The organism is Verrucosispora sp. WMMD573 (genome assembly GCF_027497175.1).
In the GTDB taxonomy this organism is placed as follows: Bacteria; Actinomycetota; Actinomycetes; order Mycobacteriales; family Micromonosporaceae; genus Micromonospora.
Genome location: NZ_CP114901.1, coordinates 3,467,644 through 3,480,392 on the forward strand (window position 1 = coordinate 3,467,644; position 12,749 = coordinate 3,480,392).

The 12,749-nt window shown below is 68.5% G+C and carries 11 protein-coding genes; 3 read left to right on the forward strand and 8 right to left on the reverse strand.

Annotated features, from left to right (window positions below; genetic code table 11):
• Positions 1-12 precede the first annotated feature (12 nt).
• Both O7601_RS15895 and O7601_RS15900 read left to right on the forward strand, forming a co-directional pair.
• Positions 13-1,269, forward strand: a complete 1,257-nt coding sequence (locus O7601_RS15895) for a hypothetical protein (protein ID WP_281561915.1) — start codon at positions 13-15, stop codon at positions 1,267-1,269.
• Positions 1,235-2,401 (forward strand): polysaccharide pyruvyl transferase family protein, encoded by a 1,167-nt coding sequence (locus tag O7601_RS15900; RefSeq protein WP_281561916.1) that lies wholly within the window; start codon positions 1,235-1,237, stop codon positions 2,399-2,401. Before O7601_RS15895 ends, O7601_RS15900 begins: the two co-directional genes overlap by 35 nt.
• Before the next feature lie 52 nt (positions 2,402-2,453).
• Here the strand turns inward: O7601_RS15900 and O7601_RS15905 are convergent, their stop codons facing one another.
• The 3 genes from O7601_RS15905 to O7601_RS15915 are packed head-to-tail and all read right to left on the reverse strand — an operon-like array spanning position 2,454 to position 6,042.
• Positions 2,454-3,695 carry a glycosyltransferase gene (locus O7601_RS15905; RefSeq protein WP_348650201.1) on the reverse strand — a complete coding sequence of 414 codons (1,242 nt, stop codon included), beginning with the start codon at positions 3,693-3,695 and terminating at the stop codon, positions 2,454-2,456.
• A complete protein-coding gene (locus O7601_RS15910; protein ID WP_281561918.1) occupies positions 3,692-4,996 on the reverse strand; it encodes a glycosyltransferase family 4 protein in 1,305 nt (434 codons plus the stop codon). Before O7601_RS15910 ends, O7601_RS15905 begins: the two co-directional genes overlap by 4 nt.
• Positions 4,993-6,042: a polysaccharide biosynthesis protein gene (locus O7601_RS15915; RefSeq protein ID WP_281561919.1), complete on the reverse strand. Its 1,050-nt coding sequence runs from the start codon at positions 6,040-6,042 to the stop codon at positions 4,993-4,995. Before O7601_RS15915 ends, O7601_RS15910 begins: the two co-directional genes overlap by 4 nt.
• Positions 6,043-6,268: 226 nt before the next feature.
• Here O7601_RS15915 and wecB point away from each other — a divergent pair, with 226 nt between their 5' ends.
• Positions 6,269-7,393 (forward strand): UDP-N-acetylglucosamine 2-epimerase (non-hydrolyzing), encoded by a 1,125-nt coding sequence (gene wecB / locus O7601_RS15920; RefSeq protein WP_281561920.1) that lies wholly within the window; start codon positions 6,269-6,271, stop codon positions 7,391-7,393.
• A gap of 60 nt (positions 7,394-7,453) precedes the next feature.
• Here wecB and O7601_RS15925 read toward each other — a convergent pair whose 3' ends face one another.
• The 5 genes from O7601_RS15925 to O7601_RS15945 form a co-directional block, all read right to left on the reverse strand.
• Complete coding sequence (locus tag O7601_RS15925; protein ID WP_281561921.1) at positions 7,454-9,325, reverse strand: polysaccharide biosynthesis protein; 1,872 nt, start codon at positions 9,323-9,325, stop codon at positions 7,454-7,456.
• Positions 9,326-9,484: 159 nt separating this feature from the next.
• The gene (locus O7601_RS15930; protein WP_281561922.1) at positions 9,485-10,129 is read right to left on the reverse strand and encodes an acetyltransferase; all 645 of its coding nucleotides are present in this window, start codon (positions 10,127-10,129) and stop codon (positions 9,485-9,487) included.
• A complete protein-coding gene (locus O7601_RS15935; protein ID WP_281561923.1) occupies positions 10,126-11,274 on the reverse strand; it encodes an aminotransferase class I/II-fold pyridoxal phosphate-dependent enzyme in 1,149 nt (382 codons plus the stop codon). The genes O7601_RS15930 and O7601_RS15935 overlap by 4 nt, the downstream gene beginning before the upstream one ends.
• Positions 11,271-11,924, reverse strand: a complete 654-nt coding sequence (locus O7601_RS15940) for a sugar transferase (protein WP_281561924.1) — start codon at positions 11,922-11,924, stop codon at positions 11,271-11,273. Before O7601_RS15940 ends, O7601_RS15935 begins: the two co-directional genes overlap by 4 nt.
• A gap of 183 nt (positions 11,925-12,107) precedes the next feature.
• Entirely contained in the window at positions 12,108-12,542 is a 435-nt protein-coding gene (locus tag O7601_RS15945; RefSeq protein ID WP_281561925.1) for a hypothetical protein, read from the reverse strand.
• Positions 12,543-12,749: the final 207 nt, after the last annotated feature.

Genomic DNA, 12,749 nt, shown 5'->3' on the forward strand with positions numbered 1-12,749 from the left:
AGGCGGACGCCCTTGCGCAGCGTGTTGCCCAGCCTGGGGCGCCGCGGCGGCTTCGGCCGGCGGGCGGTAGTGGCCCTGTCGGTGAACGGGCTGTCCAGCATGGGCAACCTGATGGTCTCGGTCACCATCGCCCGCGGCGAGTCCCTGGCGAGGCTGGGCCAGTTCGCCCTGGCTTTCTCGATCTATGTGCTGGCCGTCGGTCTGGTACGTACGGCGATCACGGAGACGGTCCTTGCCGGGCGGGTGGAATCGGCAGCACGGACGGCTGTCGACGGCGCACGCCGGGCGTGCGTCGTAGCGGTCGGGATCGGTGCGCTGGCGGCAGTGGTCGGCATGCTGCTCGGATCCCCCTACCTCGCGATCATCGGCCTGGCCCTACCTGGCCTGGTGATCTACGACTACGTCAAGGCGATCAGCCTCGGTGTCGGCGTGACCAAGGTTGCCTTGGCGCAGGAGGCCCTCTGGACCGGTTGCGTCGCGGCGGCCGTGGTCACCGCCCTGTGGGCACCGGTCGCGCCCGTCCTGGTGTTCGCCAGCTGGGCGGGGGCCGGGGCGAGCATCGGCTTGGCGGCTGCTCTGCGGCAGCGGTACGACGTCCTGCCCGGGTGGGGACTCGACCGTCACCAGACTCACGTCGCAGCCACCTTCGGAGCGCAGTTCCTGGTTACCAACGGTGCCGCCCAACTCGCTCTCACCGGGCTCGCGTCGGCGGCCGGCATGGCCGTCGTCGGTGCCGTCGGTGCGGCCCGGACGGTCTTCGGACCGGTAGCGCTCCTGGTCACCACGCTTTCCTCACTGATCGTCCCGTATCTGGCAAGAAGACGGCCGACCACGACGCGAGCCCGGATCCGTACCGCCGGTCCCGTGGCCGTATTGATCTTTGGACTCGCCCTGCCGCTGGTGCTCGCGGTGTGTCTGCTGCCGGACGGGCTCGGCCGGGCCGTGCTCGGTGAGAACTGGAGCGCGGCTCGGCCGCTGCTGCCGCTACTGGCCGTGGAGGCATTGCTGGCGCCGGTGGCACTTGTCGCGTTCGCGGGGCACCGCGTGCAGGCTGCCAGCACGAGGGCACTTCTGATCGGTGGGGTCCTCGGACCGGTCCGAATCGCGGTGATCGTCGTGGGTGGCGTCCTGTTCGGGGCCAGCGGAGCCGCTGGGGCGCTGGCCGTGCTCGCCGTCCTGAGCGCCGGTTCCTGGTGGCTCAGCTATTTGTCGCTCGACAGAGGAGGAACCCGAGTTGCGCTCGACCGTCGGACTGGTCTGTCTAGGTGAGGCAGGCAATTTCGGAGACGACCTGATCCTCATCGCTGGGGTGAGCGCGATAGCGTCCGCCCAGGATGACGTGAAGGTTCGGTATTTGAGCTTCGGCAAGCCCGTCGACTGGTCCACGATCTCGACTCGTCTGCGGATCCCGCTGGATCCCACCCCAATCCGGCCGGGACGCGACCTGCCGGGGTCGCGCCGAAACGAGATGAGCTTCCAGGGTTGTGGAGCCGTTCTCTTCGGCGGTGGCGGCTTGTTGCAGACCAGTCACCATCCACACACCCCGTACCAGTGGTTGAGCTTCCTGCCACGACATCTGCCAGCCGCACCGGTGCTTGCTGCCGGACTGGGGCTGGGACCGTTGAGTGCGGACTGGCGACGCCGCCTACGCGAACGCGGCCTCCCGTTCGACGAGTGCTATCTGCGGGACGCCGACTCGGTGGCGTTTGCCGAACAGCAACTGGGTTGGCGCGTCAAGCGGTGTCGCGATTTTGTCGATCCAGCCTTCCTGGCTCATCTCGGCGTACGCGCCAGATCGGGGCGACCGGGCCGGCCGAGGTCGCTGGGCGTGGCGTTGCGCCGCTGGCCCGGACTCGGGGTTACCGATACCGCTCGCCACATCGGCCGGGTTGCGGAGGCCCACGGTGTCGACACCGTGTGCCTCTTCGTGCTGGAAGCCGGTGCCGGCGGACCTGACGTCACCTTCACCGAAGAGGTGTGCCGCCAGCTCGGGCCCAGGGACGCCACGGTGCTGCCGTACGTCGGTGTGGATCTACTCGATTTCGCGGACGCGATGGCTGAGTGCTCCGTTGCGATCTCGATGAAGCTGCATTCGAGCGCCCTCTGGGCGGCCATGGACGTGCCGATCTATCCAATCTCCTATGCGCCGAAGACTGCGTCCTTCTTCGGGCAGCCATTCGACGGGCTGAAAATCTACGACCAGATCCTTGAGCCGGCGGTCGACGAGGATTGGGTTCCTCGGGCAGCCGAGGTGGTGTCCGGGTGGCTGCGGCGGGCCCTCTCCGGACAGGTACCGGTGACCCGGGCGGTACTGACTGACGGAGACAAGCTGCGACTCCAGACCTCGCGCACCGTCGTGAACGTCTACCGCAAGCTTGGTCGCTCGCTGAGCGCCAGGTGAGCGCAGAGCGTTGATTCCGCAGGCAGCCCTGCGCCCGTCGCACTCCGACCGATCAGCCGCCGCCGGCCAGCCTGATCTGGTCCAGCAGGTTCGCTCCGGTGTCTCCCGCCCGCCAGCCGCGGTAGGCATCTCCGGCGGCCCGACGTTTGTGCAGCCACTGCTCAGGAGTGGCGGTGGCGAGCACGTCAAGGTGACGGGCGAGAGTTTGTACATCGAGATCGTTCAGGAGTTCGCCGCCGCCGGCCTGAATCACCGGGGTCCACGGTGTCCGATCCGCACAGATGACTGGGCAGGAAGCCGAGAGGCTTTCCGCGATGATGTGGCCGAAGTTTTCGCCCTTGGTGGGGAAGACGAATGCGTCGTAGCCGGCGAGAGCGGTGCGGACCTGGTCAGGGGCAAGCACCCCCCGGTAGCTGACGGTGACTGAGCGCGGCAGCCGCCGGATCAGGTCCTGACAGACCGCCCAGTAGGCGCGGTCCTCAATCGGCCCGTAGATGTCGAGGACGATTCGGCCCGTCACCTGCTCCAGAGCGGCCAGCGCGATGTCGAGACCCTTGATCGGGTGGATTCGGCTGATGAAGACCAGCCTCAGCGGGCCATCATTCAGCGTCGGCGGCAGCGGCTCCGGGGGCAGGGCGACCTTGGTTCGGCTGACGTGGACGTGCGCCTCCCTAAAAATCCGTCGGACGGCTTCGGCCTCGGCCTCGCACGTCGCGTGCCACAGCACGTCACGTCGGCGAAGGAAGGGACGCCACAACGGCAGAAAGAGGCTCTTCTTGGTCGACTTGCAGTCCAGCGCGCTCGCGGCCAGTTCGCCGCGCGGTGCGACGAGGATTCTTCGAGCCCGGATCAACCCCGTACGTACGCCAAGGACCGAGAGAAGCGACGAGGGCGCCCAGAAACTGTTCACGTAAAGGAGGTCGAACCTGCGGCGGGTCAGTGTCTTGACAAGCAACCACCAGTGCCGGAGACGACGCGAGTCGACGTAGCAGACCTGAGCGTTGCGACGGCGGACGATGCGACCCGAAAGTCCCGGATACGGTTCGGCCGAGCCGAGGTCGCGGTCACGGGTCACCACGAGTACGTCGACGGCGTCGGAGGAGGAGTCGATCATGTTCGCGATCGACCGTATCGGCCCACCGGCCCGGAATCCTGGTTCGAAGTACTCGCAGACAAGAAGCACCCGGAAGGGCAGCGTCGAGCTTGATGACCTGGAAATCTCCGGTTCGTTCTGCGGCGCCAGCCTGTCTTGCGCCGCGATATCGGGAAGGTGGCGACGATGAGTGTCGTTCACGCGGGTACCCTTCGGCGGTTGGGCCTGCGGCCGCCCTTCGCAGCCGCGGCAGCCAGCAGTTCGGCGAGGACCTGGGCGTTGGCCGCCTCGCTCATGAGAAGTCGGTAATGGTCGAGACCGGCTCGCCCCATCGCCCGTAGCTGAGCGCGGGGGGTGGCGTGGGCCAGCCGGATGGTCTGGGCCAACCCTTCCGGATCGCCCGGGGCAGTGGTGAATCCGGCGCCGGCCTCGTGTGTCGCTCGGGCTACCTCACCGGGCGCGCAGGACAGAACCGGCTGGCCGCAGGCGAGGATGGTCTGCACCTTGCTCGGCATGGTGATCTGGAACAGCGGCTCGTCGGCGAGGCAGACGAGCTGGATGTCGGCGGCGGCCATGACGGCGGCCATGCGCTCTGTCGCGACCGGGTCGACGAAGTGGACCGTGCGGAGGCCGAGTTCCGCAGCCGTCGTACGCAGGGCCGGCTTGCTGACCCCGTCCCCGACCAGCACCAGGTGTACGTCGGTGAGGTCCCGGAGTCGGGCCATGGCCGTGATCGCGACACCGAGATCCTGCGCCGGGCCGTGGTTCCCGCCGTACAGCACCACGAAGTCGTCGGGTGACAGGCCCAGACTGGTGCGCAGGTGCGGGTCGGGCTCGGTCGGCTGCATGAGCTTTTCGTCGGTCCAGTTGTAGACGACGGACACCTTTTCCGTGGGCACACCCCGCGCGACGAGGGTGTCCCGCAGCCCGGGGCAGGGGACCGTGACGTGCTCGGCCCAGCGATAGGTGAGATCGGTGAATCGGCTCAACGCCGTCTCGGCGGCCCGGCGAGCCAGGCCGCGGGTGAGGAAACCAGTGGCGAAGACCGAGTCGGGCCAGAGGTCCATCACCATCAGCACGTACGGCAGTCCCCACCGAAGCCGGGCTGCCAGGGCCGCGGCAGCCGCCGTGGCCGGTGACGAGTAGACGAGCGCCACATCCGCAGTACGCAGCAGCGAGGAGCCAAGCAGCGTCGATGACGTCGCCCAGGTCAGGTAGTTGAGGGCGCGACCGGCGGCGGACCGGTCGTGGCTCGGATGCAACGGGGTCCGCAGCACCCGGAGACCGGCTACCTCATCGACGACCGGTCGACGGTGTGAGTAGCCCGGATGAACGATGCCGGTCGGATAGTTGGGCACCCCCGTCAGCACGTCGACCTCAAAGCCCTGCCGCTGTAGGCAGCGAGTGAGACCCAGCGGAAGGTGCACCGGCTCCGGTGGGAAGAACTGGCTGACCAGCGCGACCCGTGTGGAGACCGGGTCGACAGCGTCGGACCTGGTCACCTGCTGTGCATCTCGGTCGGTTGGCCGACCGCGTCCAACTGCGCTCGGATCTCCGGCAGGGTCAGCAGCAGTGACATGATCTCGGGGACGTCCAGTCGCCGAGCGTTGTGCGAGTGGTAGTCCGCGATGTGCTCCTGGCGGGTGTCGCCTTCGTCGAAGTACAGGGCGTAGTTCAGGTCTCGGCTGTCGATCGGCACCCGCAGGAAGTCGCCGAGGTCCTGCGCTCGGGCCAGGTCCTCGCGGCTGGCCAGGGTTTCGTACAGCTTCTCGCCGTGCCGGATGCCGAGTACTTCGAACTTTGCCGGCACACCGAACAGATTGCACAGCGCGATGGCGAGATCGGCGATGGTGCAGGCACCGGCCTTGCGGATGAATATGTCGCCGGGCTGTCCCTGCCGAAACGCATGCTCGACCAGCTCGACGGACTGGCCCAGCGACATGAGGAACCGGGTCATGCTCGGTTCGGTCACCGTCGGCGCCACACCGTTGCGAATCTGCTCGATGAACAGCGGGATGACCGAGCCTCGCGAATACATCACGTTGCCGTAGCGGACGCAGCAGACCCGGGTTTCTGCCAACGGGTTGATCCGCGCGTGTGCCTGGGCGACCTTCTCCATCAGCGCCTTGGTCATGCCCATGGCGTTCACCGGGTAGACGGCCTTGTCGGTACTGAGCAGCACAAGTGTCTCGACGCCGTTGCGCTCGCATGCGTCGACGACGTTGGCGCTGCCGAGCACGTTGGTCCGGACCGCCTCCAGCGGGAAGAACTCGCAGGACGGCACCTGCTTGAGAGCCGCGGCGTGGAAGACGAAGTCCACTCCCCGCGCCGCTTTGTGGACGCTGTCGAGATCCCGAACGTCCCCCACGATGTAGCGCACCCGGTCGTCGCGCAGCCGGTGCCGCATGACGTCCTGCTTGGACTCGTCGCGGCTGAGTACGCGCACGCCGGCCGCGCCGGCGTCGAGCAGCCGGGAGACCATCGTCTGCCCGAAGGAGCCGGTGCCGCCGGTGATGAGGAAATGGCGGCCCGAAAGTGAGGAGTTCACGCTTCCTCCGTCGTTTGTGGCCCCCGGGGGAGCTGAAGATTCGCGTCGAATCAGACAATACAACTCATCGGTTGTGTGAGGGTGGTAATTCGAAAGGGCGGTTGGGCAATGTGCTTATGTGACAGTCGTTCGCGCTTTTTGGTGCATCACCTGTCTTTCTGTGGCTCGTTGAAATTGGGTCCGTTGCCGGTCCGTTCGAGGGGTCGGCTCAGCGAAGGGTGAGGCGATGACACGGGTCATGACCGTGGTGGGAACGCGACCAGAGATCATCCGGTTGTCCCGGATCATCGAGCGATTGGATCGTACGGTCGACCATGTACTCATCCACACCGGACAAAATTGGGACCATTCGTTGTCCGACGTCTTCTTCGCCGAGATGAAGATTCGGGAGCCCGACCGCTTCCTCCGGGTGGACACGTCCTCGCTCGGGCGGGTGCTCGGCGGCGTCCTCGTCGGCGTCGAGGAGACGATCCGTGAGCTACGACCGGACGCGCTGCTGGTGCTCGGCGACACCAACAGCGCCATCGCCTCGGTGATGGCGCGGCGGATGCGGGTGCCGGTCTACCACATGGAGGCGGGCAACCGATGCTTCGACCTCAACGTGCCGGAGGAGACCAACCGTCGTCTGGTCGATCACGTCGCCGACTTCAATCTGGTCTACAGCGAGCACGCTCGCCGCAACCTGCTCGCCGAAGGACTCCACCCCCGACGGATCCTGCACACCGGATCGCCGATGCGGGAGGTGCTCGATCACTACCGGACCGAGATCGAGGCGTCGCCAGTTCTGCACCAGTTGGAGCTGCAACCCGGGGGCTACTTCGTGGTGAGTGCCCACCGGGAGGAGAACGTGGACGATCCCGCCCGACTGCGGCGGCTGCTCGACTGCCTGCGGGCCGTCCGCGCCGAGTGGGGCCTGCCCGTGTTGGTCTCCACCCATCCACGTACCCGCAAACGGCTGGAGTCACTGACCGACGACGGGACGGACCTTGACGGCATCGCCTTCCACGAGCCGTTTGGCTTCTTCGACTACGTACGCCTGCAGACCCAGGCCCGGTGCGTCCTGTCCGACAGCGGCACGATCAGCGAGGAGGCCGCGATCCTCGGCTTCCCCGCGGTGACCCTGCGCGACGCCATGGAGCGGCCGGAGGCGCTCGACGCCGGGGGCATCATCATGACGGGTCTCGACCGTGACGGAATCGTCGAGGCTGTCCGGGTCGCGGTCGAGCAGGTGGCGGTGGCTGGCGTCCCCTGTCCGGCCGACTACCAGGTCACCGGGACGTCCCGCGCCGTGGTGAACTTCATCCTGTCCACCGTGCGGCGGCACCACGACTGGGCGGGCATCCGCCGCTGAGCGATGCCACCAGGGGCTGGTGACCGATCCGGTCACCAGCCCCTGGTCGGTACGCGAGTACTACCGGGGCAGCGGCAGGCCGCCCAGGACCGTGTCGTTGACGCGACCGGCAGGTTGGGCACAGAGGCGGGCTAGTTCGGCGATGACCTTCTCCGGCTCGTCGAACGGGTCGAGGCCGCTCACCTCCAGCGGATCGAGTGGAGGAACCGCGACGTGTGACACAAGCGTGTGCAACGGTCGGGCATCGGTCTCACCGATGCCGAGCAGGTCCTCGTGCAGCTTCTCGCCCGGACGCAGGCCGGTGTAGACGATCGGCACGTCGCTGCCGGCCTGCTCGGCCATCTGCCGGGCCAGGTCGGCGATCCGGACCGGCTCGCCCATGTCGAGGACCAGTGCCTCACCGTCGCGGCCGATCTCGGCGGCCTGAAGCAGCAGGTGCACCGCCTCCTGCATGGTCATCAGGTACCGCGTCACCTCGGGGTGGGTGACAGTGAGCGGGTTACCCGCCTCGATCTGCCGCTGGAAGGCGGTGACCACGGACCCGCGGCTGCTCAGCACGTTGCCGAAGCGGACGCTGAGGAAGGTGCCGGGGAAGCGGGAGGCGGCGTGCGCGGTGAGCCGCTCGGTGATCCGCTTGGAGTAGCCGAGAACGCTGATCGGGTCGGCGGCCTTGTCGGTGGAGATGTTCACGAACTTCGCCACGTCCTGGCAGGCGTCGAGCACCGACAGGGTGCCCCACACGTTGGTCTTCACCGCCTCGCCCGGGTGTCGTTCGAGCAGGGTGAGATGCTTGAGCGCGGCGGCGTGGAAAATGATCTCCGGACGGCGGTCGCGGATGATCCGCCGGATCGCCTCGTCGTCGCGCAGGTCGGCCAGGATCAGCTCGGGTCCGTCCAGCATCGCTCGACCGTTGAGCGACATCTGGAGGGCGTGCAGCGCCGACTCGTCGCGGTCGAGCATCATCAGCTCGCCCGGGTCGGCCTTCATCACCTGTCGACACAGTTCCGAGCCGATAGAGCCGCCGGCGCCGGTGACCAGGATCCGTCGGCCGGTGAGGCCGTTGGTCCGGACCGCCATCTCGGCGACCATCTGCCGGCGGCCGAGCAGGTCGCTGATCCGTACGTCGCGTACGTCGGTCACGGTGATCCGGTGATCGACCAGATCGCGTACCGGCGGGATCACCTTGAACGCCGCGCCGGTGTTCAGGGTGGCCTCCCGGATCTGCCGGATGAGGGCGGCATCGGCGTTGGCGACCGAGAAGATCACGGTGGTCGCACCGGTGCGGCGTACCGCCTCGGCGACGTCACCGCGACCACCGAGCACCCGGATGCCGTCGACGCAGAGGTTGCGCTTGTCCGGGTCGTCGTCGAGAGCCCCGACGGGCCGGTAGCGGCCACGTGGGTCGGTGAGCAGCGCGTGGAGCAGTCCCTGGCCGGCATCGCCCATCCCGAACAGCAGCACCGGGGCCGACGATCGGACGTCCGGACGCAGGGCCAGGTCACGTCGGTGGCGGTAGACGAACCGGACGGCGAGCATGAACAGCAGGGCGAGCGCGCCGCCGACCAGCGGAGTGCTCCCCGGCACCGGCCGTTCCGGCGCCGGCAGTAAGCCGAGCAGGACGATCGCGACGGTGGTGAGTGCGGTTCCGGCCAGCCCGCGAACCTCCTGGAGGCTGCCGAGCGGGTGGCGTCCCGAGCGCACCCGGCGCGCCCCGGCCACCGCCACGTGCAGCCCGGCGGCGATCAGTCCACAGCCGGCGGCGCGGGTCAGCTGGGTGGTGGTGAGGGCGAACTCGTAACGGGTCCAGGCGGCGGCGACGAACCCGCCCACCCAGGCCGTGGCGTCGGTGGCGAGGAACGCCAGGGTGCGCCACCGGATCCTGCTCCGGCGTGCCGTCGGGCCAGGGTGCCGGCTGGTCTGTGTGTCCCGCATCTGCGGCTCCTGTGCTGTCGACCACTTCCGCCCGGGGCGAGCGGGAAGGAGCAATGCGCTCTTGTCCTTGTTACATGCCAGATGGGCGTTTCGTGGGCTTTTGAGTCATTGATGATTAATCTTGACCGGCCGGACCGTCGGATCTGGCGAACCGGCGGCTCAGCGGGCCGGTACGCCCTTGACCACGACACCGGCCGGCACATCACGCACCACGCAGGCGCCCGCGCCGACAGTGCTGTCCCGTCCCACCCGCAACCCCTGCAGGATGGCGGCGGTGGTCCCGACGAGGACGCCCTCCGCCAGCTGGCTCTCGCCGCCTATCACGGCCAGCGGGTTCACCGAGACGTGATCGGCCAGCTCGCAGTCGTGCCCGACGACGCAGTTCTGATTGAGGAGCACGTGCCGCCCGAGGGTGACGTTCGTGGTGATCCGTACCCCGGCAAAGGCGACCAGCCCGGGTCCGTGCCGCAGGTCCGGGCCGAGCGTGGCGTCGGGGTGTACGAGACTGGCCGCCGGCGTCCCGTACCGATCGACCCGTTCGGCGACCGCCCGGCGGACCTGGGGGTCACCGATGCCGATGACGTGATGGGTGTCGACGGGTGCCTCGGCGAACCAGGACAGACCGCCGAGGTACGGCACGTCGAGTCGCTGCACCCGCTTGAGGTTCACCTCGCTCGGGCGGTCGTCGACGAAGCCCAGCACCTGCCAGCGAGGCAGCAGGGCGGCGGCGTTCACGGCGCGGACGATGCTCAGGACATCCCGACCGTGTCCTCCGCAGCCGACGATGACCAGGGGGAGAGTCACGTCGCCGGGACCCCCGTTCGCACGGCCAGGAATTCGTCGATCGCCGAGAGGGCGGCGGTGATCTGCGCTTCGGTGAGGACGCTCCCACTGGGCAGGGTCAGACCCTCGGCGTAGAGGCGCTCGGCGGCACCGGTGAGCCGTTTCTCCGCATCGGCGTACGCCGGTTGTAGGTGCATCGGCTTCCACACCGGGCGGGTCTCGATGTTCCGGGTGGACAGGTGGGCGGCCAGGTCCGCCGCGGCCCAGCCGGAGCGGTGCGGGTCGACCCGGATGCTGGTGAGCCAGCAGTTCGAGCCGACATCCTCGGCACCGACCAGGTCTACCCCCGCTACCGGGGCGAAGAGTTTGGCGTATCGATCGCGCAGCCGCCGTCGCCGATCGATCATCCCGTCCAGCCGAATCAGCTGTGCCCGGCCCAACGCCGCGAGCAGGTTGCTCAGCCGGTAGTTGTAACCGGTCTCCCGGTGCTCGTAATGCGGGACGGGCTCGCGTGCCTGAGTGGACAGGTACCGCGCCCGGTCGAGCAGTGCCAGGTCGTCACCGACGAGCATGCCACCACCCGAGGTGGTCATGATCTTGTTCCCGTTGAAGGAGAGGGCCCCGACTCGGCCGAAGGAACCGGCCGGCCGGCCGAGATGCGTGGCACCGAGCGCCTCCGCGGCGTCCTCGATCACCGCGACGTCGGCGGCGGCGCAGATCGGCAGCAGCGCGGTGTAGTCGGCGCAACTGCCGAACAGGTCGACCGGGACCACCGCACCGATTCGCTCCCCACGCCTGCGCAGGTCCTGTAGCAGTTCAGCGACGAGGGCGACATCGATGTTGCCGGTGCGTGGATCGCAGTCGACGAAGACCGGTCGGGCCCCGGTGTAGCGGACCGCGTTGGCGGTGGCGACGAACGTCAGCGTCGGTACCAGCACCACATCCCCCGGGCCGACGCCCAGCCCCAACAGCGCCAGGTGCAGTGCGGCGGTGCCCGAACTCACCGCCACCGCGCCCCGGGTGCCCACCCGGGCGGCGACCTCTCGCTCGAAGGCGTCGAGATCCGGACCGGCCGGCGCCACCCAGCCGGAGCGTAGCGCCGCGATCAGGTACGACTCCTCCAGCGGGCCGATGTCCGGCGAGGACAGGTGAATGGTGTCGGTCATCGTCGGCTCCCGAGGAACTCGGGCATGGTGGCGTTGCCCTCGGCCGAGATGCCGTCCTGACGCAGCACTGTGCCGACGGTGGCGGCCAGGATCGACAGGTCGAGGCGGAGACTGCGGCTGGTCACGTACTCCACGTCGAGCGAGAACTTGGCGTCCCAGTCGAGGCTGTTGCGCCCCCGTACCTGGGCCAGCCCGGTGATGCCCGGGCGTACCTCGTGCCGTCGCGCCTGGGTGGGCGAGTACCTGCTCAGGTACTCCGGCAGCAGCGGTCGGGGACCGACGATGCTCATGTCACCCTTCAGCACGCACCAGAGTGTCGGCAGTTCGTCCAGACTGGTGGCCCGCAGCCAGCGCCCGAGCGGGGTGAGCCGGTCGGCGTCGGTCAGTAGCCCCCGGGCCGAGTCCGGTGCCCGCATGGTGCGGAATTTGATCAACTCGAACGGTCGGTCGTCCCGGCCGATGCGGCACTGCCGGAACAGCACCGGTCGGCCCAGCCGCACGGCGACCGCCACCGCGACCACGGCCATCATTGGCGCGGTGAGTAGCAGTAGCACGGTCGCGACGACCACGTCGAACAGCCGCTTGACCGGGTCGTCCGGCCGCGCTGGCCGGGGCGGGCGCGGCGGCGCGGTCACCGAGGATACGGACACCGTTCTGACCTCCGTACATCAACCGGGCTAAAGCGGATAAACGGGTTGTATCAGACTGATCGCTCCCGACATCGGAAAATGGCGACAGTCGACACGGATTCCGACACGTCAACCCGCGAGGACACGCAAAGGACACGCGTCCCGGCGTGCCGCGTCACCCCGGGTGTGTCGCGTAGCCCCTGGTCAGAGGTCTGTGTTGCCCGCGTCGAGCCGCCGCTGCAACATGATCCGCAGCGGTAGCGACTCGCCGTCCCGGGCACCCTCACCGACGATCAGCGGGGCCGGGTCGGGCTGCGGATCGGCACCGAGAAGCCTGGCCCGCAGCGAGCGCGGCACGGTCAGCAGGTGAAAACGACCCTCCACATCGACCGCCCGGCTGCGCGCCCGGTCGATGTACCAGCCGTGCAGGCCGGTCCGGTAGCGGGCCCGGCCATCATGCGACCGGGCGACAAGTCGGGTGGTGGCCAGGTCGCGCCGCCGCGCCTCGGCGACGAACGCGCTGACCAGCGCCGCCGCCTCCGCCTGCTCGGCCTCACGGCGTCGCTGCGCGGCCGCCGCGTGCGCCAGCACCGCCTGCTGCCGCGTCTCCCGCCACTCCGCGCCGCCGTCGCTCCCCACGACCCGACGGTACGCCCACCCCCGCCCCGCCCCAACCCTCACCCCGCTGACCTGCTCCCCCCCCCGCCACCCCCGGCATGGCCAGCAACTTCGGCGATGTTGCTGTCTCAATCCGCGTTCCGCGCAGAGGCAGCAGTTCCGGGGATGTTGCTGTCTCAATCCGCGCAGAGGCAGCAGTTTCGGGGATTTTGCTGTCTCAATCCGCGC